At 47.3% G+C, this 25,462-nt stretch carries 23 protein-coding genes; 12 read left to right on the forward strand and 11 right to left on the reverse strand.

Features of this window, described 5'->3' with window-relative positions; all coding sequences use genetic code 11:
- Positions 1-354: 354 nt before the first annotated feature.
- From nirB to cobA, 4 genes are read left to right on the forward strand one after another with little or no spacing between them, the layout of a single operon-like run.
- Positions 355-2,796: a nitrite reductase large subunit NirB gene (gene nirB, locus C170_RS17165; RefSeq protein WP_036612152.1), complete on the forward strand. Its 2,442-nt coding sequence runs from the start codon at positions 355-357 to the stop codon at positions 2,794-2,796.
- A 16-nt stretch (positions 2,797-2,812) separates the two neighbouring features.
- Entirely contained in the window at positions 2,813-3,130 is a 318-nt protein-coding gene (gene nirD / locus C170_RS17170; RefSeq protein ID WP_036612155.1) for a nitrite reductase small subunit NirD, read from the forward strand.
- Positions 3,131-3,167: 37 nt separating this feature from the next.
- On the forward strand, positions 3,168-4,049 hold the full coding sequence (locus C170_RS17175; RefSeq protein WP_036612157.1) for a formate/nitrite transporter family protein: 882 nt from the start codon (positions 3,168-3,170) through the stop codon (positions 4,047-4,049).
- On the forward strand, positions 4,046-4,816 hold the full coding sequence (gene cobA / locus C170_RS17180) for a uroporphyrinogen-III C-methyltransferase (RefSeq protein WP_036612160.1): 771 nt from the start codon (positions 4,046-4,048) through the stop codon (positions 4,814-4,816). Before C170_RS17175 ends, cobA begins: the two co-directional genes overlap by 4 nt.
- A gap of 233 nt (positions 4,817-5,049) precedes the next feature.
- On the opposite strand, the gene C170_RS17185 is transcribed toward cobA, so the two are convergent.
- Positions 5,050-5,688, reverse strand: coding sequence for a TetR/AcrR family transcriptional regulator (locus C170_RS17185; protein WP_036612163.1), 639 nt, complete (start codon positions 5,686-5,688; stop codon positions 5,050-5,052).
- Positions 5,689-5,883: 195 nt separating this feature from the next.
- On the opposite strand from C170_RS17185, the gene C170_RS17190 reads away from it, so the two are divergent.
- Complete coding sequence (locus C170_RS17190) at positions 5,884-6,651, forward strand: SDR family NAD(P)-dependent oxidoreductase (protein ID WP_036612166.1); 768 nt, start codon at positions 5,884-5,886, stop codon at positions 6,649-6,651.
- Positions 6,652-7,331: 680 nt separating this feature from the next.
- Here the strand turns inward: C170_RS17190 and C170_RS17195 are convergent.
- The 3 genes from C170_RS17195 to C170_RS17205 all read right to left on the reverse strand — a co-directional run bounded on the left by C170_RS17195 (position 7,332) and on the right by C170_RS17205 (position 9,784).
- Complete coding sequence (locus C170_RS17195; protein ID WP_390925617.1) at positions 7,332-7,619, reverse strand: hypothetical protein; 288 nt, start codon at positions 7,617-7,619, stop codon at positions 7,332-7,334.
- 138 nt (positions 7,620-7,757) lie between these two features.
- Positions 7,758-9,107 (reverse strand): sensor histidine kinase, encoded by a 1,350-nt coding sequence (locus C170_RS17200; protein ID WP_036612170.1) that lies wholly within the window; start codon positions 9,105-9,107, stop codon positions 7,758-7,760.
- Positions 9,107-9,784, reverse strand: a complete 678-nt coding sequence (locus C170_RS17205; protein WP_036612327.1) for a response regulator transcription factor — start codon at positions 9,782-9,784, stop codon at positions 9,107-9,109. The genes C170_RS17200 and C170_RS17205 overlap by 1 nt, the downstream gene beginning before the upstream one ends.
- A gap of 253 nt (positions 9,785-10,037) precedes the next feature.
- Here C170_RS17205 and C170_RS17210 point away from each other — a divergent pair, with 253 nt between their 5' ends.
- The 3 genes from C170_RS17210 to C170_RS17220 are packed head-to-tail and all read left to right on the forward strand — an operon-like array spanning position 10,038 to position 13,869.
- Positions 10,038-10,856, forward strand: a complete 819-nt coding sequence (locus C170_RS17210) for a polyphosphate polymerase domain-containing protein (protein WP_036612173.1) — start codon at positions 10,038-10,040, stop codon at positions 10,854-10,856.
- Positions 10,849-11,529, forward strand: a complete 681-nt coding sequence (locus C170_RS17215; protein WP_036612177.1) for a DUF4956 domain-containing protein — start codon at positions 10,849-10,851, stop codon at positions 11,527-11,529. The genes C170_RS17210 and C170_RS17215 overlap by 8 nt, the downstream gene beginning before the upstream one ends.
- 27 nt (positions 11,530-11,556) lie before the next feature.
- Positions 11,557-13,869 (forward strand): carbohydrate-binding domain-containing protein, encoded by a 2,313-nt coding sequence (locus tag C170_RS17220; protein ID WP_036612179.1) that lies wholly within the window; start codon positions 11,557-11,559, stop codon positions 13,867-13,869.
- A 229-nt stretch (positions 13,870-14,098) separates the two neighbouring features.
- Here the strand turns inward: C170_RS17220 and C170_RS17225 are convergent, their stop codons facing one another.
- Both C170_RS17225 and C170_RS17230 read right to left on the reverse strand, forming a co-directional pair.
- Positions 14,099-14,677, reverse strand: a complete 579-nt coding sequence (locus C170_RS17225) for a class I SAM-dependent methyltransferase (RefSeq protein ID WP_036612182.1) — start codon at positions 14,675-14,677, stop codon at positions 14,099-14,101.
- A gap of 25 nt (positions 14,678-14,702) precedes the next feature.
- The gene (locus tag C170_RS17230) at positions 14,703-15,374 is read right to left on the reverse strand and encodes an FHA domain-containing protein (protein WP_036612185.1); all 672 of its coding nucleotides are present in this window, start codon (positions 15,372-15,374) and stop codon (positions 14,703-14,705) included.
- Positions 15,375-15,608: 234 nt separating this feature from the next.
- Between C170_RS17230 and C170_RS30835 the strand changes: the two genes are divergently transcribed.
- A complete protein-coding gene (locus tag C170_RS30835) occupies positions 15,609-15,764 on the forward strand; it encodes a hypothetical protein (RefSeq protein WP_017691624.1) in 156 nt (51 codons plus the stop codon).
- Positions 15,765-16,144: 380 nt separating this feature from the next.
- Here C170_RS30835 and C170_RS17235 read toward each other — a convergent pair whose 3' ends face one another.
- Both C170_RS17235 and C170_RS17240 read right to left on the reverse strand, forming a co-directional pair.
- A complete protein-coding gene (locus C170_RS17235; protein WP_036612187.1) occupies positions 16,145-18,733 on the reverse strand; it encodes a DUF2339 domain-containing protein in 2,589 nt (862 codons plus the stop codon).
- Between the two features lie 189 nt (positions 18,734-18,922).
- Positions 18,923-19,966 (reverse strand): LCP family protein, encoded by a 1,044-nt coding sequence (locus C170_RS17240; protein ID WP_327196643.1) that lies wholly within the window; start codon positions 19,964-19,966, stop codon positions 18,923-18,925.
- A gap of 112 nt (positions 19,967-20,078) precedes the next feature.
- Here C170_RS17240 and C170_RS17245 point away from each other — a divergent pair, with 112 nt between their 5' ends.
- The gene (locus C170_RS17245) at positions 20,079-21,053 is read left to right on the forward strand and encodes an aldo/keto reductase (RefSeq protein WP_036612194.1); all 975 of its coding nucleotides are present in this window, start codon (positions 20,079-20,081) and stop codon (positions 21,051-21,053) included.
- Between the two features lie 144 nt (positions 21,054-21,197).
- Here C170_RS17245 and C170_RS17250 read toward each other — a convergent pair whose 3' ends face one another.
- The 3 genes from C170_RS17250 to C170_RS17260 all read right to left on the reverse strand — a co-directional run bounded on the left by C170_RS17250 (position 21,198) and on the right by C170_RS17260 (position 22,863).
- Positions 21,198-21,659 carry a MarR family winged helix-turn-helix transcriptional regulator gene (locus tag C170_RS17250; RefSeq protein WP_036612197.1) on the reverse strand — a complete coding sequence of 154 codons (462 nt, stop codon included), beginning with the start codon at positions 21,657-21,659 and terminating at the stop codon, positions 21,198-21,200.
- Positions 21,660-21,793: 134 nt separating this feature from the next.
- Entirely contained in the window at positions 21,794-22,471 is a 678-nt protein-coding gene (locus C170_RS17255; protein ID WP_036612199.1) for a TIGR00266 family protein, read from the reverse strand.
- Complete coding sequence (locus C170_RS17260; protein ID WP_017691613.1) at positions 22,468-22,863, reverse strand: winged helix-turn-helix transcriptional regulator; 396 nt, start codon at positions 22,861-22,863, stop codon at positions 22,468-22,470. Before C170_RS17260 ends, C170_RS17255 begins: the two co-directional genes overlap by 4 nt.
- Before the next feature lie 164 nt (positions 22,864-23,027).
- Here C170_RS17260 and C170_RS17265 point away from each other — a divergent pair, with 164 nt between their 5' ends.
- Positions 23,028-24,242, forward strand: a complete 1,215-nt coding sequence (locus C170_RS17265; protein ID WP_036612201.1) for an MFS transporter — start codon at positions 23,028-23,030, stop codon at positions 24,240-24,242.
- Positions 24,243-24,438: 196 nt separating this feature from the next.
- Positions 24,439-25,296 (forward strand): aldo/keto reductase, encoded by an 858-nt coding sequence (locus C170_RS17270; RefSeq protein WP_036612203.1) that lies wholly within the window; start codon positions 24,439-24,441, stop codon positions 25,294-25,296.
- The last annotated feature ends 166 nt before the right edge of the window (positions 25,297-25,462 follow it).

Raw genomic sequence — 25,462 nt, forward strand, 5'->3', positions numbered from 1 at the left:
ATCTAAAAGCCTTTAAACTAAGAAAGATATACTCGTAAAACTTCGTCGTCCATTCGATATTCCAATAAACTCATGTAAACATAATTAACTTTAAATTTCAAATACTTTTTTATGTTAACTATATTGACATGAATAGATCGATCTTTTATAGTTAAGCCATAACAACTCCATATTTGAATCGATCACAGTTACAACGGCGTAGCTGGTTGAAACGGCAATGAAGCCTGTTTTGCAATCTCGGAGCAAGGGATGCGTATGTATATGCGCAGTCCTCCGAGGCATAACAGGCTTTTTCGATTTTAGAGACAAGGTTTTGAGGCAGTTTGCAGAATGGACCTAAGGGGGCTAATCATAATGAGTACAACGAAAAAACTGGTGCTGGTCGGCAATGGCATGGCGGGAATCCGCACAATCGAACATATTCTTAAGCTTGCTCCACACGCTTATGAAATTACAGTCTTCGGCGCAGAGCCGCATCCCAACTACAACCGGATCATGTTATCTTCCGTACTGGCTGGCGGAACATCCATCGAAGATATCGTAATCAATGAGTGGAGCTGGTACGAAGATAACGGCATTCGGGTGTACCCGGGTGACCCGGTCGTTCAGATCGATACCAAGCACAAGGAAGTTGTATCTCAAAATGGTGTACGCGCAGCCTATGATGAGCTGATTATGGCAACCGGTTCACAAGCGTTCATCCTCCCTCTTCCCGGAGCTAACAAGGAAGGCGTGATCGGTTTCCGCGATATTAAAGACTGCGAGACCATGATGGCAGCATCACAAAAGTATCGCAAAGCTGCCGTCATTGGAGGTGGATTGCTAGGACTGGAAGCAGCGCGGGGGTTGCTCAATCTGGGCATGGACGTCACAGTCATCCATATTAACGGTCATCTGATGGACCGGAACCTGGATTTGCCGGCAGGTCTGATGCTCCAGCGGGAGCTTGAAGATCAGGGCATGAAGTTCCTTTTGAACAAACATACCGAAGAAATCACAGGCAAACAACGGGTGAAAACCATTCGTTTTACTGATCAAACGGTGCTTGAAGCGGATCTGGTTGTCATGGCTGTCGGGATTCGTCCGCAGATTGAACTGGCTCGCAATACCGGCCTCGATGTGAATCGTGGAGTCATTGTAGATGATTATATGCATACCAGCATCCCTAGTATATCTGCCGTCGGCGAATGTGCAGAACACCGCGGTATTGCCTACGGACTGGTTGCTCCATTATATGAACAAGGTATGGTGCTCGCAAAACGCCTGGCTGGCGCGGCAACCGAAGGATACGAAGGTTCAGTCACTTCTACCAAACTGAAAGTATCCGGTGTGGACGTATTCTCTGCCGGACAATTCAAAGACGCTGCGGACACTCGCAGCATTCGTATTCAGGATGACGTTGATGGTGTGTACAAAAAGATGGTGATCAAAGACGGACAGCTGATCGGAGCTGTATTGTTCGGGGATACCACGGATGGCGCATCGCTGTTTTCCCTCATTAAGAGTGGTGAGAACATCAGTGGTCGGGAGAAAGAAATTTTGCTCGGTGTACCTTCCGGTGGTTCAGGCTCGGGTCCATCTGTCGCAGAACGCATGGCGAGTATGCCGGATGACGAGATCGTCTGTGGTTGTAACGGTGTGACCAAAGCTTCCATTGGAGACGCCGTTCTGAATAAAGGCTGTAATACACTCGGTGCAATCAAATCCTGTACCAAAGCTTCCGCTTCTTGCGGTGGGTGCAAACCTATTATCGAAAACCTGCTCACATATTATGCCGGTGATAATGTAGGTGAACAGACTAAAGAAGGCATCTGTGGCTGTACATCCTATGATCGGGATGAGATTGTTGCACAGATCAAGGAGATGGGACTCAAAAGCGTCAAGGAAGTCATGAATGTTCTCGGTTGGAATGAACCGGAAGGTTGCTCCAAGTGCCGCCCTTCCCTCAACTATTATCTCGGGATGATCTGGCCGGCTGAATACACAGATGAGCGTGTATCCAAATTCACCAATGAACGTTATCACGCCAATATCCAGAAAGACGGTACCTACTCCGTTATTCCACGGATCTATGGTGGTGTCACTTCCCCGGCGGAATTGATCAAGATTGCAACTGTCGCAGAGAAATACGATGTGCCGTTGGTGAAATTCACGGGTGGGCAACGACTCGATCTGCTCGGTGTACAGAAAGAGAACCTGCCGAAGATCTGGGAGGAACTCGATATGCCTTCCGGTTTTGGTTATGGCAAGGCGCTTCGTACGGTGAAGACTTGTGTAGGTAATACGTTCTGCCGATTCGGCACACAAGATTCCATTGAGATGGGTATTCGTCTGGAGAAAAAACTCGACAAGATGGTGGCTCCAGCCAAAGTGAAACTCGCTGTCTCCGGATGTCCGCGGAACTGTGCTGAAGCGACCATCAAGGATCTGGGTGTTGTCGCCATTGATGGCGCTTGGGAGATTCATGTTGGCGGTAACGCGGGAGTCAAGGTTCGTGCAGCCGAGTTGCTGTGTACGGTGAAGACCGATGCGGAAGTGGAAGAGTGGACTTACTCTTACCTGCAATATTATAGAGAGAACGCAAAATGGAATGAGAGAACAGCGGCTTGGATTGAACGGGTTGGTCTGGATCATGTGAAGGAAGCATTGGCGGATCGGGATGTACGTCTCGCTCTGGTTGAACGTCTGGAAGTTACACTGGGTCACACGGTTGATCCTTGGAAAGAAATCATACAAGACGAGAAATTACGTAAAAACTTCACCCCACTGTCCGGTGCCGAGCCGGTAACCCACTAGAAGAGGAGGAACAGCGATGAACAAATTCCGGATTGGACACCTTGCAGATATTGATGAAAAGGGAGCACGGACCTTCCTGATACAGGATACCGAAATTGCAGTCTTCAAACTGAGCGACGGAAGTCTGCACGCCGTCGAGAATCGCTGCCCTCACAAGGGCGGCAAGCTGTCGGAAGGCATGGTGTGCGGGACAGCAGTTCATTGTCCTTTGCATGATTGGAAGATTGATCTGCGTAACGGTAAGGTACACGAGCCGGATGAAGGCTGCTTGAATACCTACAAAACAGAAGTAGACGGCAACAGCGGAGAAATCTTCATCACAATTGCGGGTTAAAGGCTAGAGATACCCTGACATCAAGGAGGCGTGCGCTATGGATTTTGTTAAACCTGCAGAAGTGCTGCAATCGATGGTCGAAGCTGGTGAGAGCAAAGCCAGAATGAATCGGGTACAGATGCTGATCCGCGGTTTTCTGGCGGGGGCTATCCTTGCCTTTGCAACCACACTGGCATATACCGCTGTATCTCAAACTTCCGTTGGTTTGGCAGGTGCACTGATATTCCCGGCAGGATTTGTCATCATTATTCTGCTGGGTCTCGAATTGGTGACAGGAAACTTTGCGATGCTTCCACTCGCAGTGTTGAAACGTAGAATTACATGGATGGATATGCTTCGAAATTATTTTTGGGTGATCACAGGACATCTGCTCGGATGTGCATTCTATGCTCTGTTATACGGCCTGACCATTACCAAGATGGGTACGGATATGAGCAACCCTCTAATTCAAACGCTGATCCAGAACAGTGAAACCAAAACATTGGGGTATCAGCACTTGGGCGGGGCTGGCATTGTACTGGTCATCATCAAAGCCATTCTATGTAACTGGATGGTCACACTCGGGGCAGTGATGGCAATGACGTCCACTTCTACACTGGGCAAAATCGTAGCGATGTGGCTGCCCATTACCATATTTTTCGCTCAGGGATTTGAGCATGCTGTGGTAAATATGTTTGTCATCCCGGCAGGCATGATGCTCGGTGCACAGGTCAGTATGGCTGACTGGTGGCTGTGGAATCAGATTCCGGTATTGCTGGGCAATCTCATTGGTGGAGCTGTATTTACAGGCCTCGGTCTATATGCTGCACACCACTGGGGAAATCCGGTGAAACTATCGACGAAACTGGCATCCATTCAGGGTGGTCGTTCAGGATTGGCAAGTTCTGATGCTGCACCGAAATTGGGGACACGATCATGAGTCGGGGCCTGGTTAGTATTGTTGGCGCTGGTCCTGGAGATCCGGATCTGATTACGGTAAAAGCCCTGAAACGTATTCAGTCCGCAGATGTCATTATGTATGATCGGCTTGTGAATGATCAATTGCTCGCTGAGGCTCGCGAAGGAGCACTCCGCATCTACTGCGGCAAGGCTCCAGGCCTTCATTCCATGAGTCAGGAGATGATTGGACGGATGCTTGCTGCACATGCGGCGGAAGGCAAACAAGTTGTAAGACTCAAGGGTGGCGATCCGTTCATCTTTGGCCGTGGTGGTGAAGAAGCGCTTGTGCTGGCGGAAGCAGGGATTGCATTTGAGATCATTCCTGGCATCACTTCAGCTGTAGGTACATCCGCTTCATCCCTTATTCCGTTAACTCATCGCGGGATTGCTTCATCCTTCGCATGTGTCACCGGAACCGGCAGTGATGGAAGTGTATCTTCGGTCCGCTGGGATCTGCTCGCCCATAGTGTGGATACAGTGGTCATCTACATGGGCATTAGCCAACTGCCCCAGATTCAACATGAATTGCTTCACCATGGCAAAAGTGGATACACCCCTGCGGCTTTAATCGAACGGGGAACCACCTCGGAGGAACGGATTATTACCGGCACACTTGCCGAACTCCATTCCCTCGCCAAGTCGCATCAAGTGAATAATCCCGCATTAATCATGATCGGAGAGTCGGTCCTGATCCGCGAACAGCTGCTTCAGATGCAACAGGCCGCGAATGCCTCCATGACCGGATAATCGAATTGGATTTCTTCATCTATATCAATTGAACTAAACATTTACACAAAACGGAGAGGACAGAAACGACCTGAAGAAGCGGAGCGTTCGCCTTTATCCCCGGATTTACCCTTTATAAAAGGAATCAAAAAAATCTGGGGATAACAGCGATCGGAAGGTTGTTCTGTCATCGGAGTGTGCAGTGTAAATATTCTTTAGTTCGATTGATATAGAACAAAACTCTCATTCGACCTTTAATCCAACAGCATACGCTCGTGAATAGTCCGACCCTTCTGCCCTGGTTCAATCAGCAGACGGGTCGGTTTGATGTTAATCAGCGCCGTAAGCTGCTCTCCCATATAATGCGCAGAATATTTGAATCCAATCTCCGCCCAATGCATGATTACCCCTACCGTTGCAGATACCAGATAACTTAGCATGATGTCGTAATTAATCGTCCATTCACTATCCTCGGTCACCAATACAAAATCTTCGGTTAGATACGTTCTAAACATATTGCACAGCCGGGAGCTCATATCTGAATGCATTGTTATTAACGCACGAAAGATATCCTGATGGGCTTCAATATATTCGAATACAGGCATCGTGGATGGTAGCAATGCAGTCATGTCCACTTCTTTGAGCTGTGCGTATGGTTCTGCATAAGCTCGCCCCACTCCCTGCATGAAATCATCCAGAATGAACTGCAACAACTCCGGTTTGCCGGGAAAATGTAAATAGAAGGTTCCACGGTTGTAATCCGCCCGTTCCGTAATATCCCGGATTGTGAGGGCATCCGCTCCCTTCTCTAGTATCAAAGAAACCGCCGCAGCGATGATCGCATCCTGCGTTCTTCGTGCTCTCCGGTCCTGAGGATGTTCAATGATCAACATTTTCGCCTCCTTTGTTCATTATTGTAATATAAATGAACACCGCTTACACCTCTGTCCGATAGCTGACATATGCGATGTCAATGATTATTGTCACATTGCTATGTATATCTTAACATTGAGACAGGAAAGATAGACGACAGGTTGAAACTTTTTTTGAGAAATACCTGCCAATAATGAATAAGGAGCGGATAGTTCATGAGTACATCTTATACACATACAGCCGTAATTACAGGAGCAGCCGGGGGCATTGGTAAAGAATTGGCACGCCGCCTGGCTGAACGCAAAATCAACTTGGTGCTGGTGGACCTGAATGAAGAAGCCATCCAACAGACAATTACTGATCTGAACCTCGACAAAGAGCACGTCATCGCCGTAAAAGCGAACGTATCCCAAGAAGCAGACGTGAAAAACTATGTGCAAAAAGCATTGGATGCTTTTGGTCGAATCGATTATTTTGCCAACAATGCTGGGATTGAAGGTCCAACAGGACTGATCGAAGACCTGAGTGTTGAAGCACTCGACACTGTATATAACGTCAACATTCGTGGGGTATTCCTGGGTCTGCAAAATGTCATTCCGGTTATGAAAAAACAAAAATCCGGTGCGATTCTTAATACCTCTTCCCTCGCGGGTCTGATGGGTGCACCTGCTGTGTCTCCATATATTATGTCCAAACATGCCGTAGTTGGTCTCACGCGTACCGCTGCAAATGAATTGGCACCTTATAATATCCGGGTTAACGCTGTATTGCCAGGTACAATCAATACACGCATGATGCGTCAGATCGAAGCTAATTCCGGTAACGTGGAAGATTATCAATCAGCAACCGTGTCCAGCATTCCAATGGGCCGTTATGGCGAACCGGAAGAAGTCGCTGCGGTGATGAACTTCCTGTTGTCCGAAGAAGCATCTTATGTAACAGCTTCCCTTTACACCGTAGATGGCGGTATGGTGGGTCAATAAGAAGCTATAAACGGTGGGATTGATAGGGATTTCCTAAAATCTCACCTTACAGCGATGTCCAATAGGGACGACTGTAGGGCAAACAGATGAGTGATGCGGTAAGGTTGTCCGATAGGTCAACACTCATCGAACTTTACTCATAGCGAGACTCGACAAATAATCCGATATAGTGGTCAGGTCCGATAGAACTTCAAGTCCATCCTTAAAAAAGTTATACCGACAGGTGTTCCCGAAGGAATGCTTGGTCACTACAATCTAAAAAAGGCCTCAACACCACAGTATTGTGGAGTTGAGGTCTTTTTGACAGTACAACACTTGCCATGCATTAGGCTTCATCTGTGAGATTTCACTTTTGAAACAGCCAGTTAACGCCTCGTTGCACCTTGTGATCACTCTAACGAACCTAGGGCACCTTATATCAGCTAAAAGCGCTTATTTCCCGAATTAACGAATCTCAGACACGCTAATTCCGCGGAAATGCTTTAACTGCATGGGAAAGTCCTAAAATCCAGAGAATAACGTGTCTGAGGTTCGTTAGATTTTGCCCGGATCACAGAAAGGCTTAATCGCTGGACTGAACAACCTACGCACACCAATAATCTAGCCCCTCATGCGCCGATCATTGATACAAATCTCATTAAACCTCACGCCACAGTCCAAGCTCCAAATCCACGCAGAACTTAATCGACGTATCCCGCGTGACCCTTGTCCATCAAGTAGTCCATCTCCGCATCCAGGATGCTTTCCACGGTCAACTCATCCAGCTTCACATCTTTACGACTAAGAATGTAGTCAGCCAGATCATCGCCGTCAATGTCCACATCATTGCCTTTGGAATTTTCGTGCGCCTTGTTGATGTACGCTTGCTCATGCTTCAGCACAAGGGCGATATTCTCCTGGCTTGCCTTCGTTTTATCTGCAATATATTGCATCATTTCTTGTTCATTAATTGCGTTTGCTTCTGCCACGTTCAGTTCATCTCCTTGATTCATACATACTGTTGCCATTGTAGCATAGGTTAACCCATTACAGGCAGAACTTATGCCTGAGAACGATTATAGAGCGGGAGCGAAGGATTAGTGTGGAGCTCGCCCATCACTCCGCCCCTACGACAACCGCACGTAAAATGTAGCACCCTCTCCAACTACACTTCGAGCATACACCTCTCCTTTGTGCTGATCCACAATGGAACGAGCAATCGCCAGACCCAGACCATGCCCACCATGTTTGCGGGCTCTTGAAGAATCCGTACGATAGAATCGATCAAAGATCCGATCCAGATGTTCCGGTTCAATGCCTTCACCTGTATTGGATACGGCCAGCACGACATCATTATTCTGTTTCTGGAGGGTGACGTTTACGGCGCCTTTTGGACCGGAATACTTCACCGCATTATCGAGCAGGATCAGAATGACCTGTTTGATCTGCTCACTGTTCCCATGAACCGTAAGATTCGGCTCAATGTTGTAGTCGAGGGAAATGTTTTTCTCAAAAATAACGGCCTCCATCGGCAAAATAATACTCTCCACCGCATCACTCATATTAAACTTCGCATGAATCATCGTGGAGCGTGAGTCATCCATCTGTGTCAGATAGAGCAGATCATTCGTAAGTCCGGTCATGCGCTCGGTTTCCGACTTGATATAATGAAGCCACTTCGCCTGGTTCGCTATGGTATCCTCCTGATTCGCAAGCAGTACGTCCGCATTGGTATTGATGATCGCCAGAGGTGTCTTCAGCTCATGTGAAGCATCCCCGATGAATTGTTTTTGCTTCTCAAACGCTTCTCTGACCGGTGCAATAGAGCGATTCGCAAAATAACGGCTCAGGAAGTAGATCACAATCAACATGACCAGTCCAACAATAGCAAATGTATAGATCAGATTCGTCAGAATGCCTTGTTGTGCCGTCACATCAATAAATACGATCATATGCCCGTCACCGCTCGGATCAACCACATAGGCCCAGTCCGTTCCATGCAGCGTAAATTGTCCCGTCTGCCGTTCGGAATCACCCACTTTATTCTGGTCAACCTTTTGTAACGCCTCGGTGTAGAACGTATCTTCCATATCAAATCGGGAATGTGTATCCGTAATCTTCCACTGTTCATCCGTCTTAATCATGAACGAAACGGAACGTGCCGGAGGTGAGTTGGGATCCCCTCCCGGTCCTCCATTATCACCACCCATGGTATCGGAAGGAAACGAATCTGAACCAGAACTTGAACCAGAGCCTGTACTACCCCCTGTACCGGAACCCTGCCCTTCCCCGCGCGGCATCTTGGATGAATTATAAGGACTGTGATAGAAATCAGACACCTTGTACAACTCCATATTGGTCTCACGTTGCACATTCTGATAAGTAATCGTATAGATCGTCGCAAATGCCACCAGCATCATAATGGAGATGGACACCAGATTCACGATCAAGAATCGATTTCGAAGTTTCTTGAACATCAGGACGTCACCTCAAGTACATACCCCACACCCCGAATCGTGTTAATGCGGACGGCAGAGTTCAGGAAGGTTAATTTTTTGCGTAAAAAAGAGATATATACTTCCACATTGTTATACTCCACTTCCGAATCAAATCCCCATAACTTCTCAATAATCTGCTCTTTGGAGGTAATCGCCTGTTTGCGGGCAATCAACAGCTCCAGCAGTTCATTCTCCTTCAGATTCAGCTTAATCTCCTTACCCTGTACGCTCAGCTTCAGTTGAGTTGTATTCAGCTCAATGTCGCCAAACTTCAGCCCATCCTCGGGAACCACTTCACCCTTCCGCCGTAAAGCTGCTCGAATCCGGGCCAGCAATTCCTCTGTGGCAAACGGCTTGGCGATATAATCATCGGCACCATAATCGAGGCCTGTGACTTTGTCCGATAGTTCACCTTTCGCCGTAAGCAGAATGACAGGCGTATGATTGCCTTCACTGCGGAGTTTCTTCAGGACGGTGATCCCGTCCATCTCCGGCATCATGATGTCGAGTAGTAACAGGTCGTAGATACCGCTCTGCGCATAATCGAGTCCTGACCTGCCGTCGTGGACCATGTCCACGGAGTAGTTGTTCTTTTTCAAAATCTGCGATACAGCCTCTGCCAAATGAACCTCATCTTCCGCAATTAATATTCTCATCATCTATTCATTCCTCTGCTTGAATTATTTCTCTCAATGATCTTGTTTTATATGTTCTTATTCTATCAATCAAACCTTGAATCAATCTTAATTCATTTTGTGTATGCGCACTATTATAGGAAGGTAAAAAAATGTTAACGCAATGTAAAACCATTTAAGATTCATTCAAGGTTGGGGCTCTAAGATACAGACATGGAAGCAATACACGATGCAACAAAACATACAACCCACCAACGAAAGGACTGAGTCCCACATGGCTATTGAAGTATTCAACCGATATGAGAGCAAGTATCTTCTGACGGATGAACAGTACGCACATTTCTACAATGACCTGCTGAAATACATGGAGCTGGATGCCTACAACAAGAAACATGAGTATTACTCCATCAGTAACCTGTACTTCGACACTCCGCAGGATTCGCTGATCCGCGCCAGTCTCTCCAAACCAAAATACAAGGAGAAGCTGAGACTGCGAGCTTATGGAATCCCTGAAGAGAACGCCAAAGTGTATCTGGAGATCAAAAAGAAAGTATTTGGCCTGGTGAACAAACGCAGAACAGCCTTGAAGCTGGATGAAGCTTACGAATTCGTCCGTTCGGGACAGGCGCCGGAGCTGGCGGATTACATGAACAAACAAGTTGTTGAAGAGATCAAATATTTCCTTCGGGTATACGATCTGGAACCAAAAGTGTATCTGGCGTATGAACGCAAAGCACTCTTCGACAAGAACAGCCGCGATCTCCGCATTACCTTTGACACCAACATCCGCAGCCGCAGATACGATCTGAAGCTGGAACAGGGAGATTACGGTGAGCCGCTGGTGAAGGACGGTCGATGGCTGATGGAAGTGAAAGCCGAGAAAACCGTTCCGATGTGGCTGTCACAACTGCTGTCCGAACATGGACTGTACCGTACCGGATTCTCTAAATACGGCAACGAGTTCAGACATCTCGCGAGAACAACCAACCTGAATTACCAGACCGAGCGCATTCTTGTACCAGGTACCGATTTCAACCCATCCATAGAACAAGATAAAACGATTATAGAAAGAGAGCGTGTCCTATATGCTTGATTCACTATTCAGTTCAGCCCTAACCGATACCAACCTAACGTTTAACAACGCAGTCATTACCATTGGTCTTGCCATCATTCTGGGATTGGTCATCAGCCTTACCTACATGAAGACTAACCAAAGCACATACTCCCAGAGCTTCACCTTAACGATGGTTGTCCTGCCCGTCATTGTCGCCATCATCATCCTGCTCATCGGCAGCAACATCGCACGAGCTTTCAGCTTGGCAGGTGCCTTCTCGATCATCCGATTCCGAAGTGCCCCTGGTGATCCAAAAGACATTGCTTACGTATTGTTCACGATGGCTTCCGGTCTTGCCTGCGGTGTAGGCGCTTTTGGATACGCGGTATTGTTCACCATTATCCTGTGTGTACTGATGTTTGTTCTGAGTCGCTTCAACTTTGGCGGCAAGAAGAGTCAGCTGAAAACGCTGAAAGTCACCATTCCCGAGAACTTGAGTTATGAAGAAGCTCTTAATGAAGTGTTCCATACATTCAACGTACCTTTTGATCTCAAAAAAATCAGAACCACTGAACTCGGCAGTCTGTATGAGCTGGTCTACAGTGTAACCATTCATGAAAGTGTTAGCCAAAAGGAATTCCTTGATGCGATCCGCACACGGAACGGCAACCTGGATATCTCGTTAACCATGAGTCCAACAACGGAATATTAATTTATAATTCGAAGGGAACGATCTAATATGAAGAAAAACATAATAACAGGTAGCAAACTTTGGTCCATCGCCATGATTACCAGCCTGCTCGCAGCATGCAGTTCACCAGCAACCACAAGCACAACGGCCAATGCAGCAACGTCAACGACAGGAACAACCAAAACGGTATCTGTCAGCGAGCGAACTTCAGTAAAATATGCAGACCTGGTCTCTCTGGATGCTGACGATACCAACATTATTTGGAGTGAGGCGGATTCCACAGCGATTAAGTTGAACGGAACAACTGCAACGGTGACCGGTTCAGGCGCTAAAGCAGCGAATGGTTCGGTAACCATCTCTGAAGCAGGTACTTATGTACTTAGCGGTGAGCTAACGGATGGACAGATCGTGGTTAACGTTGCCGATAAGGGTACCGTACATCTCGTATTAAACGGAGCAACAATTCATGATAACGACAGCGCCGCAATCTACATTCAGAAGGCTAGTAAAGCGGTGATTACACTCGAAAAAGGAACCAAAAATACCGTTTCCGATGGTAAAACGTATGTGTACGCCGACGCTACGACAGATGAGCCTGATGCTGCAATCTTCAGCAAAGCAGATCTTACATTCAATGGTGCAGGTCAATTGACCGTCACAGGTAACTATAATGAAGGTATTACGAGCAAGGATGATCTGAAAATCATTAGTGGTAACATCGGTGTCAAAGCAGCCGATGACGGCATCAAAGGTAAAGATATGGTCGCTATCCAAGCGGGTACGATTACCATTGAAGCCGAAGGCGACGGTATTAAATCAACCAATGACACAGATACCACTAAAGGCTATGTTGCTATTGCAGGAGGTTCCTTTGATATCCAAAGTGGCAATGATGGCATTCAGGCCGAAACCGCACTCGTGGCGGATGGCGGCACATACAACATTGTAACGGGCGGCGGTAGCGCCAATGCACCAGCCAAAGTAGAAGAAGGTCCATTTGGCGGCGGCGGTGGCGGTGGATGGGGTGGCGGCACACGTCCAACGGATATGGGCACACCAACGGATGGCGAACCTCCTGCAGATATGCCGGAGATGCCTAATAACAGCGGTACGAATGCAGGTGCTAATACAAACGGCGCAGCAGCATCCAACTCTGCCAACACAACAACAACAACAACGGATAACAATGCTGATGCGGACACTGCAACAACAGCAACGGAGTCCACAAGTGCCAAAGCACTCAAAGCAGGTACAGATCTTACGGTTAATGGAGGTTCGTATACCATTGATTCCATGGATGATTCCCTGCACAGCAACAATAACGTGACAGTTAACGACGGAACATTCAACATTGAATCTGGTGATGACGGCATTCATGCCGATCAGGCCCTTACGATTAACGGCGGAACCATCACGATTGCGAAGAGCTATGAAGGACTTGAAGGTGCAATGATCACCCTGAACGATGGGGAGGTAGATGTAACGGCATCCGATGATGGCGTCAATGCTGCAGGTGGCGAGACGGAAACAGCTACGAATCCAGCGGCAAGTACAGATAGCGTGACTACAGCAACCGATGCAACAACGACATCCAACATCTCTGTAACCGAAACGACAGGCACAACATCAACTACCGATCAGACATCCGAAGGTACAGCTGCTAATCAGCAAGGACGTGGACCGGGCGGTATGGGTGGTGCAGCAGCAAGCAATAACGAGTTCCACATTAACGGCGGTTCCCTCACCGTGAACGCAGGTGGTGACGGGCTGGATTCCAATGGTTCCATTAACATGACTGGCGGAACGGTTATTGTGAACGGACCGACAAATAGCGGCAACGGAGCATTGGATTATGACGGCACATTTGAAATCAGTGGTGGATACTTGGTAGCTGCTGGCAGCTCGGGTATGGCACAAGGAACATCCGATGCGTCTACGCAAAATACCATTGTGATGACATTCCCTGCAACGCAAAAAGCTGGAACACTTGTACATGTACAAGATAGCGAAGGCAACAACATTCTGACGTTTGCACCAGCAAAAGATTATCAAACCGTGGTTGTCAGCTCACCAGATCTTGCGAAAGATGGCTCCTATGTAATCTACTCTGGTGGTACGTCTACAGGTAAAGCCGTGGATGGACTCTACACAGGTGGTACCTATAGTGGCGGAACTCAAGTGGTTGCATTCCAATCGACCAGTAATGTAACTTGGGTGAATGAATCTGGTGTAACCACTGCCAATACAGGTATGGGCGGTCCTGGTGGCGGCGGTGGACAAGGCGGATTCGGAGGCGGCAGAAACAGATCGCAATCCGGTACAACATCCGACAGCACAGACACTACCGATTCTGCAAAATAATACGTGCGGTAAGTAATAATCAAGCAATCTCTTGCCCTAACTCAAAGCCGAGACAAAAAGGCCCCGAATCACTTCATAGTGAGTTCGGGGCCTTTTTCGCATCCTCGTTCTTACGTGGTATCTGCATTACTATGATATGGAGCACACTCTTTCATCCATTCACGTTATGGCAGAAGGTTTGCAGCACTCCAGCCGAGCAAACCTGGTGATCACTTTCCTGTTCTTTTCTTTAAAAGGAATACACATACACCTTGGTACGCAGGGCATCCCGGCATGTTATGGTGCGTAGCGGTTCTTTTCCTGGCAGGGCAAAACAGACGCTAATCACCTTGGCACCCGGCGGAAGCTCTCGACTGAACTTGTCCAAAAGCTTAGTCATGGCTCCCGGGAATAGATAACAGATCACACAATCCGCATGTTCATAGGAACTGGTGTAGATATCCCCGCGCATGAAGCGCAGCCTGCCCTTGAGAGAGTGTTTGTTTCCCTTGGCTCCACGTAAGCGAACACTGAGATAGGCAATTATTCGGGAAGACCATAAGGGTATGATAGAATTCTCAATACCCGTTAGCCTTTTACCAGGACAATGCCTTACAACATCCAGCCCCAGTGTGCCCCATCCAGAGCCCGCTTCGAGCACATCCCCGTACCCTGGAATACGGTTCACTTCCTGAATGACCACCTGTCTGACACGACTGGATGTGGGCATCGGGGAAATACCGTTTTTCCAACTGACAAGTACGATGGATATGACACCTATCAATGTCACCACGGCAATCAGCCATGGAATCAGGTAAATGATGAACATGAACTCATCCCTTTGTTATGACTCATTATTCCGGCACATGAGACTTCATATATACACCCTTTTTGTAAACGGACTTGATGGTAAAGTGTACACCCAGCTTGCGATTCGTCCGATAGATTAGCGAGTTAATCTCGTCGATCCCTACCGCTTCACTCTCCAGCATACTACGCTCCGGCCACACCTGAGCCACAATTTGTTCCCTTGTCACAAAGTGGTCCAGTTGACTATACAGCAGCTTGAACAGCTGATACTCCTTCTTGGACAGCGGAATCTCCACTTCGCCGATCTGTACGGTTTGCAGGTGATCCAGTAAACGTACGCCCTCACCCAGCAAGTCCGACACCCGATATTCCCTTGTCTCTCCAAGATCCCCTTCAGCGCGAAGCTGGATCAGGCCGTTGACCAACGTCAGGCTGTCTCCCTCGCCAAACGGATATTTCTCATAGGGAATGAGGCGCTGCCCGTTCAGTTCCGTTCCATTTTTGCTATCCAGATCCTCGATCCATAACTGTTGCTGTACATCATAATGAATGCGGCAATGCCGCTTCGATATCATCTGATTATAGACAGACAAGTCCAATTCACTGCCACCTGTGTAACGTCCCACCGTAATGGAGCGACCCTGGCTTACATAAGCAAATGAGCCGTCACTTTCCTGTCCTGGCGTACGAATGACGATTTTTGCCGTCTCCCGCATGTTATTCTCCCACCTTCAATGATCACTCACTCGATCTCTATAAACATATCTTCAACAATAATGATAAGATCATCAGATTTGTTCCATTGTTTGCACCGCTATAGTTCAATATAGTGGTACACAGGAACGATTTATGTTCGGTTCTACTCACTCTACTATACCAGACGTTGTGCTTTTTTTCTCATGACGGCCGGATGTCTACTTTAGCTCATTCAACAAGAGAGGTACCTTCTAATGAACAAAAAAAACATTTTCATATACGTGCTACTCGCCTTTGCCCTGTCCATGACATTAACCGTGCTCTCCCGTATGAATGATGATGGCGGAGAATCACTGAAAGGCACCTCGGCTGCCGAAACCTCATGGTTACAAATGAAGATCCAGCCCTGAGTCTACTCTATTATAACGTGATCTCTGCGCAAAACGTTTCACGAATGTCATATTAGGCTAAGCCATAGACTCACATCAATAAGGCCCCAGATTGCTGGTAACAGCAGCCCGGAGCCTCATTTTGGATTGAAAAAATCTATATTACACGACTTATTTCCCAAAGCGAAGTGAAGTGGACAGCGGACATTCCCGCCATCTCACCCACACTCACGTCATTGCCGCTTCTTTCTCGCGCCGAATTTCCTCCAGCCATGCACGACAAGAGCTACAGGGCCAGCAAGCCATAACAGTTGCCAAAGCATAACTTTCAGGTCGAATCCCATCTTAAGAATCCCTCCCCATATGATCCCAAAGGTCACTACAGTCGTTCAAAACCCAAATCAATCTTGGTCTTCCTCCGGCACAGTCGGCTCGTCGTCAGGCTTCACTGTCTCTCTGGACTGTACTTCCTCCATCCGGCTGGACACCTTCTGATATAGGTAAGAGATCCCCAGCAATAGTACGCCGAAGCTGAAATAGGCAAAGATTTTGCTGCCTGAGGTAAGCATCCCCACATCATAGAACACCATCTTCCCCGTAGCGAACAACGTTAGGCCAAGGCCGAGACGCCGAATCATGACATATTTTCTACGGAATCCATAGGCAATATAGAGAATCGCGAGCAGCAGATAGATCAGGCTGAACATCAGCCCCACATCACCCCACTGGAACTGAATCGTCAGGAATACGGTGATGACACCGAGCAGATACACCCCTGCGATAACCGGGTACCATTCAATGCTCTTGAACTGCCCGCGGATGCCTGCAATCAGCAGATCCCTTCCTGCAAAGAATACCCCTACGTTAAAGATAATTAACACCAGCAAACCAACAATCTCTGCCGCTGTATGCTGTTGAACTTCCGGCTGAAGCGCTGGCATGGTTAAGGTTACGGCCAGTGCAATACAGCAGCCAATAGCATGCAAGAAAGTGGTATACACCTGCACGTATCGATCACGCAGCAGCTTCACCTTGTTCAGTCCATAGGCCAATGCAATGGTGAGCGCTGCGAACATGAGCAACTTGTAGAACATGTATAACAGGAACGTCCCATCGACAGCTCTGGTATACAATTCATTCGACTCATACAGCACATATAACCACAGATTCGCAAGTGTCACATACTTGAATCCGTTCAGAAAACCCAGCTCCAGCGGGCTGTAATTGAATCTCTCTCTGGAAGATGAGTTGCTGTGAACAGCCCAGGCATAATACAGTGTAATAAGCAAGGTTCCCAGCGTGATACTGGAGTATTTTAACATGAAGTAAGAACGTTCCCCGATGAAGAATAGCGCCAGCAGATCATAGTACACAAAAGTGATTAGACATAGAAGAACAATGCCCCATCCGGCACGTTCCACCGACTTGAGCCGTTTCAGATGTCCAAGCGTAACCAACAAAACTCCTTCGATCAACCAGCCCATCGATAACCACTTGGCCCCGAACTGGAACGGAATAATCAGAATGGCGAACGTCAGGGATGTGACATAAAAGAGCAGAATCGTCTGTTTCTCCTGAGCCATATGGCGCTGAACGAATCGTGCGAGGCCCAGATACACCAAGCAGAAGATTAACGCCAGCAAACCCTGAGCATCATTCCAATTCGCAACATCAAATAATACGTATAACATCAGACAGCTGATGCTCGTATTCATGGCGAGTAGAGCGAAATCCCACCAGGTTAACTTCATTCGGTGTTTGAATGGATATGCCAGCGTAATGCCCAGATATAATGCAAACGTCACAATGGAATACAACATGCCAATTTTCTCACTTGGCGACAGCCATAAGAGGATGAGCATGGATGGTGTGTTGAACAGGAAACTGATATAGTGCACCACCGGCCACCGTTTGCCAAACGAAATGAACACAATAATGCCGTTTAAGAGCAGCAGATAGATCATGGCTACATAGACAGCAGGGCCCTCAAGCCCGAACGAGAACATGTAGGAGAATAACGGAAGATATCCGCCTACCAAACCTAGTGAACAGATGGTCTTCGACTGGTATCTCAAGGACAACAATACGGAGATTGCCGATACCAATACAGACAGGGCAAGTCCCGTATATAACCCGATAATATGCAGTAAAAAGTAACTATAGAAGACGGAGCCGAACAACACGGATATCCCACCGCCGAGCAGCCCCATCGCAAACGTCTGCCTTTTGCGGCGGAACAGCCACTCTCCTCCAGCAAGCATCAGTGCACCGAGCAGGAAAAAGGCTCCACTCTTCATCTCGTCATTGAACCAGGTCGAGTACGAGTATTGGAACGCTGCTCCAACCCCCAGAATGAGGAGCAGGATGGCTACCTTGTTGATCCAGCTGAGTCCAATCTTCATCTCCATGCGATTCTGCTTGATCCGGCGTTGAATAGTCTCTTCGCTCAACCCTTCCTCCGCCATATGCTCATATCCACGTTCCATGTGCCCACGCAGAGCCTCTTCTCTATCCCGTACAGCTCGTCTGTGCGATTCAATGCGCTCATTCACCTCTGCCGCAAGGTAAGCAATCCTCTCATTCACCTCGTGGGAGTCCTCTTGCAACTCCTGTGCTGCCTGGTTGTACAGCGCGTTTAGATTGGATTTGGTTCGATGCTCATGGAATGCAATTCGATCATTATGTACTGCTGTTTTCCCTTGAAAATAGGTCTCCATCTTCTCCCGGGATACCCGGATCAGATTCAGCTTCTCATCCAGCATCTGTTCAGATAACGCCATACGAAGACGTGCATTCTCTTCTTCCATCTTGCGCGAGCGAAGTACAAGCTGTTGCAGCTTGAGCTTGTGGGCTTCATACTGTTCCTGTAACTGTTCATTCTGAACGATCAGGTCATCGGACTGGTACTCCTGGAGCAGGGCGTGATACTCCTTCGCCAGTTGCTTTTGCTGCTCCTGAACCTGCCCAAGCCGATCCTTAAACTCCTTCATGAGCTTCCTCCGTTGGTTGATGTTTAATCTTTTCCCTATATTTTACTATATGTATGCCATAAAAAGAGGTTTAAACATTAGATATATCTGTGCAATATTTCATCCGTAGGATCTCAAACGCAAAAAAGCCGGGAAGCAACTGCTTCGCCGGACTTATATTCATATGAGCATTTGCACAAGAATGGATGCTTATGCCGCATCACTCGTCTCCGATTGTTCGGTTGACTCCGGTTCAATAATCTCGGTCGCATCCGGGTCCAGCCAACTGGCGATCATGCCACGCACATATTGCAGATCGTCCTCCGACAGATCGTAGTACCATGTGCCACTGCGCGTTGCACCCTCACCCTTCAGCATGTAATTGCTGATCGTTGGTATGCTATCTTTCATATATAAGGACTCGGCAAATTTCACGATAAAGTCCGAGGTCATGTTGGTTGTAAAATTCGATCCGGCAATCTGGATTACGTCCGGGATCTTGGTCAGATTTTTGACCTCCAGCGCACGATTCATGAAGGCACTTAAGAAAATCCGGTGACGCATCGTCCGATTGAAATCGGAATCTTCCCGGTAACGCACATAACCAAGCGCTTCTTCACCGCTATAGATCGGTTTATTCGCTTCAACAAACAGCTTCTCATGAATTTTGAGCTTGTTCTCAATATTTTTCTTGATTGGCAGTTCAACACCACCCACCGCATCAACAATATCCTTGAGCCCGTTAAAATTAATCGCGGCATAGAAATCCACTTTGTTTCCCAGCAAATTCTCAACCGTATCCATCGCCATCCTGGCTTCACCGTGGGCATACGCCGAGTTAATCTTCGACTTCACATCCCGGCCGACAATCTCGGTATAGGAATCACGTGGAATGGACAGCAGCAGCACTTTATTGTCTTCTGGACGCACGACGGAATAGATGATGGTATCCGAACGGCTTGGTTCGTTATCTCGTTGGTCAATACCCAGCAGCAAGAGCGAGAACGGGTCGGTATGTTCCACAACAGGGGCATCCTTATCGCCAGTTGGTACAAAGGAGTCATCCAAGGCATCCTTCACTGTAGCTGAAGCAAACAAATTAAAGGCAAACACGACGAGTTGCTTTTGATAAATAAATCCGAGTCCTCCCAACACAAGCAGCACACTTAGGGTGATGATTAATGGCTTCTTCCATTTCTTCTTCGGTTTCTTCGGCTTCCGTCTTGTTAAATGTGCGGCACTGTTTTCCATCATATCTCCTTTAATAACGGGTTCTTAGAATCATTTAACTATATTAATAACACGTTTTCAATAGATTACGTTATAATCTGCTATACATAAATGAATAGAGAAGGAGCGATGAATGATGGAATATCGACGTTTGGGCAATAGTGGTTTGCGTGTGTCGGCACTGGGGCTTGGCACCAATGCGTTTGGCAAACGCGCGGATGAAGCAGCTTCTACCCACATTATTCATGCAGCGATGGATCAGGGCATCAACTTTATCGATACCGCCAATATCTACGCAGGCACGGAATCGGAACGCATCATTGGACAGGCTCTCACAGGTCGACGTGAAAACGCGGTGCTTGCTACCAAAGCCGGATTACCCCGGCATGATGGTCCTCATGGGCGGGGTTCCTCCCGCTACCATCTGCAACAAGAGCTGGAACATAGCCTGCGGCGTCTGCAAACGGATTATGTCGATCTGTACCAGATCCACACTTTTGATCCGCATACACCGCTGGATGAGACACTGCGCACATTGGATGATATGGTCACTTCCGGCAAAGTCCGTTACATCGGAGCCTCCAACTACGCAGCTTGGGAGCTGATGAAAGCTTTGGGCATCAGTGAACAGAAAGGTTATGTGCGCTACATCTCCACCCAAACCAGCTATTCCCTGGCAGACCGTACACCTGAGTTGGAACTGGTACCAATGTGTCTCGATCAGGGTGTAGGCATTATCCCGTATTTCCCGCTGGCAGGTGGTATTCTGACCGGTAAATATAACGGACAGACCCGTGTGCCTTCTGGTTCCAGAGCAGACACCGATCCGTCTTTCAACCGTTTCCTGCTGGAGCATAATATCCAACTGAGTGAACAAGTGAGTGCTAAAGCTGCCTCATATGGATGCTCCCCGAGTGTGCTGTCGCTTGCATGGCTACTGACACGTCCAGCTGTATCCACAGTGATTGTCGGGGCTACACGCACCGAACAGCTGGAACATAATCTGGCTAGTCTGGACATGTCACTGCCCGATGAGCTGTTGGACGATCTGGACCAGATTAGTGACTCTTTCCGTCGCCGCGAGCCGTTTGCGTCCTATCGAATCGATTGAGCAACCCAAATAGACCTTCCGACAAGATGAAGTCAGGAGGTCTATTTGTATTTTACAGAGGTGTTACAATTATTAATAATCAGAAAATTTTCCAGTTCCACTACATTCTGTAGTTTAATACATTAAAAAAAGATATATTACGGATCAACTCTCTGTTTTTTGGCGAAGAAACTCCTGCATGATTTCCAAATACTCTCCCTTACGTTCATCCAAAGTTTCGAAAAATGCCTTGTCCGATTCCTCGACCAGATGGATTCCCTCCACAGCCAATCGGGTTCCTTCTTCCGTTGTTGTGATAATATTGGCACGCGTATCTGTCTGATGACGAGCGCGGGTAATTAATCCCCTTTTTTCAAGCGCACGTAGAACCTGAGAAGTCACGTTAACATCCACCTTGGCAAACTGAGCAATTTGAACCTGAGTCACTCCCTTGCCTTCCTCATCGTGTTCATTGAGCCATAAACAGGCGTGCAATAATACAAATTGAGGTTGTGTCAGTTCGAGGGGCTCCAGCACCCTGCGTACTTCCTTTTGCCACATGGCTGTAACCTGCCATAACAGATATCCCGGACTTTCTTGTGCGTTTTTATACCGTGAGCTTGTCATCTCATACCTCCATGATGTGCGACCTTATGCAACAGAATATATACCCGTCAGTCAATGAAGTAAATCCATTATTCATATAACGATGATGGAAACATATCCGTTGCAACTCTGTGTGTTCTTTCTCAAAAAAATAATTAGCGCGCAGGGATAAACTGCTTCACCCATTGTCCGAATCCTTGCGGATTGCGGCTCTGTATAAGAATAGTTCCTTCTCCCCGGAACCTACATACCAGTCCTTCTCCACTTGTAACACTGGATAACCAGCCCTGTGAAGCTTTCTCAATACGGTAATCTACATAATGAGGCCATGCCACCAAATGGGCGTTATCGACGATCATTTCTTCACCTGCTGCCAGATTAATCGCATGGATGGCACCATAGGAAGACAGAAATACAGTTCCACGTCCGCTGATCTCAATAATGAAGAAACCTTCTCCCGAAAAGAGACCTTTTTTCAGGTTTTGCATTTTGGTATTCACCTGAATGCCCTCGGTTCCTGCCAGAAATCCGTCTTTCTGCACATAGAGTGAATAGGAACCGTCCAATTCAACAGCTTCTACATCGCCCATGCTTGAAGGTGAGAGCAGAATCTCTGCCGATCCGCCCGTAGCCGTCAGTTCCTGAAAGAAAAACTTCTCCCCGCTCAGCATCCGACCGAACCCGGCAAACATCCCACCTTCTGCTGAACCCTTCAGTTCAACCGTAGGAGTCATAGATACCATCGCACCACTCTCGGCCTTGAACCGCTCTCCCCGCTGCAAATGTACCTTGAGCATCGCAAAAGCACCATCATATAAAATCTCATAGTTCACGGTTGCACCAGCTCCCTATTGTCAGAGTTAAAATCATTGAGTCCATTATCTTCCAGAACTGCTGATTTGTCTCCGTATTCCTTCACAATATGTTGATCTCCCCAATTGCAGAGCGCATTGAGAATCGGTTCAAGACTTCTCCCGTAATCACTCAATTCGTATTCTACTTTGGGAGGGACCTGATTATATACGATGCGGTTTACGATTCCGTCGTTTTCAAGCTCTCTCAGTTGCTGTGTTAACATTTTTTGTGTAATTGCGGGCATAATACGCTTGAGATCACTGGTTCGTCTTTTCCCATGTGTCAGATGACAGAGAATGACGCATTTCCACTTGCCACCGATCACCTCTAAGGTAGCTTCAACCGAGATGTTATATTTTTTTCTAACCATAACTTGCTTCCTCCCTGATGAATTGAATTACATCCGTCGCATGCTGTATAGGCACCAAAAAGTACGTAGGGTACTAAAAAGTACGTACTATTCAATCTATACCGAATAACTCATAATAGCATTTGCCGGTACGTAAATCTACATTCTGGGGAGTTGAGCAAGAAATGTTACAAGATTCAAAACGCAGCACATGGGCATTGCTTGCGCTGGCCATTAGTGCATTCGCGATCGGTACCACAGAGTTTATCAGCGTTGGGCTACTGCCCCTCATTGCAGATGACCTGGGCATTTCCGTAACTACAGCGGGACTGACCGTTACTTTATATGCATTAGGCGTTACCTTTGGGGCTCCTGTTCTGACCTCACTGACGTCTACCATATCACGCAAAATGCTATTGCTTGCCATCATGATTGTCTTCATTGCGGGTAACACGATGGCTGCACTATCGACGGGCATCACCATGTTACTCATTGCACGAGTAGTATCCGCTCTGGCACACGGGGTGTTCATGTCCATTGGCTCCACGATTGCAGCCGATCTGGTGCCTGCCAACCGTAGGGCGAGTGCTATTGCCATCATGTTCTCCGGTCTTACCATTGCCACAGTAACCGGTGTACCTCTCGGTACACTCATCGGCCAACATTGGGGCTGGCGCGCTGCCTTTATCCTGATTGTTGTGGTTGGCATCATTGCAATGATCGGGAACCTGATACTCGTGCCATCCACGTTGAAGCGAGGAACACGGACGGCATTTCGGGATCAGCTGAAGCTGGTTACAGGTGGACGCTTGCTGCTTGCTTTTGCCATCACTGCTGTTGGGTACGGAGGAACATTTGTTGTCTTTACGTATCTGTCCCCGTTGCTGCATGATATTAGCGGTTATTCTGAGAAAACAGTAGCGTTCATCCTATTGTTGTACGGAATCGCCATCGCTGTTGGCAACATCATCGGTGGCAGAGCAGCCAACCGCAACCCGCTCAAGGCGCTCTTCTACATGTTCATCATTCAGACCATCATTCTCGGCGTGATGTACTTCACCGTCACGTTTAAGTTGGCAGCACTACTCACCATTATGGGTATGGGCCTGCTCGCCTTCATGAATGTGCCTGGTCTTCAGATGTACGTTGTAACCTTGGCTGAGCGTTATGCACCACAGGCCAAGGATGTAGCCTCAGCCTTTAACATCGCCGCATTTAATGCAGGGATCGCTATAGGTGCCTATCTGGGTGGAGTGATCAATGATTCCATCGGTTTGATTCACACGACATGGGTCGGAGCCTTGATGGTTCTCGTAGCTGTAATCCTGACAGCTTGGGCTAAAATGCTAGAAAGCAAGGATCAACATGCATCAGTCGAAATGGAGAAAGCCTCGTTCTAATTTCCATTCCGCCCATGGGTCTCACTCTTATATATATCAGTTCCAGCCTTCGAGGGGAACCGGTTTCATATGGTATTTTATTATACTATAATACGTTGAACCCAATTTGATCTACTATGATTTAATTTTGTATGATAAAACAACAAAAATTTAGCTTAATATGACTGGTTTTTACACACTTTAAGGAGGAAATCTCATGACAACTGCTCAAACCGCACAACATTTACAATCTACAGTAACTCTGCATAACGGTGTTTCTATGCCTTGGTTCGGACTTGGTGTATTTAAGGTAGAAGAAGGATCTGAACTGATTGAAGCCGTGAAAAATGCGATTAAACATGGATACCGCAGCATTGATACTGCTGCAATATACGGCAATGAAGCCGGTGTTGGTCAAGCGATTGCAGAAGCTTTGCAAGAAAACAACCTGAAACGCGAAGAACTGTTTGTTACATCTAAAGTATGGAATGCAGACCTCGGATATGAAGAGACACTTGCGGCTTTTGATACAACCTTGAACAAACTGGGACTGGAATACCTTGACCTGTATCTGATTCACTGGCCTAAGGCAGGCAAATACAAAGCAGCCTGGAAAGCAATCGAGGAACTGTACGCAGCCGGCCGTATTAAGGCGATTGGCGTAAGCAACTTCCAGATTCATCATCTCGAAGACTTGATGCAGGATGTCAAAGTGAAACCAATGATCAATCAGGTGGAATACCACCCTCGCCTGACTCAGGTTGAGCTTAAGGCTTTCTGTGAAAAACATGGTATCCAGCTTGAAGCTTGGTCGCCTCTGATGCAAGGTCAGCTGTTGGACAATCCAGTACTCACGGCTATTGCTTCAGCCAAAGGCAAATCGGTTGCACAAGTCATCCTGCGTTGGGATCTGCAAAATGGAGTCATTACCATTCCGAAGTCCACCAAGGAAAACCGGATTATCGAGAACTCCTCCATCTTCGACTTTGAACTTTCAAATGAAGAGATGGATCAGATCAGTGCTCTGAACGAAGATGTACGCGTTGGACCTGATCCGGACAACTTCGATTTCTAAATTGAATCGAATTGCTGTTATTCTGTGCTGATTTGCAGGTAAAATAAAACAGTGAAAAGCCTCCAGACTTCTCGTTACGTACGAGAGTTGGAGGTTTTTCACTGTTTTTTGTTTCTCAACAGATGACATTGTCACTTCTAAAATTCTGAAACCTCAATCTCTATAA

The organism is Paenibacillus sp. FSL H7-689, from assembly GCF_000517905.1.
Taxonomy (GTDB): Bacteria; Bacillota; Bacilli; order Paenibacillales; family Paenibacillaceae; genus Paenibacillus; species Paenibacillus amylolyticus.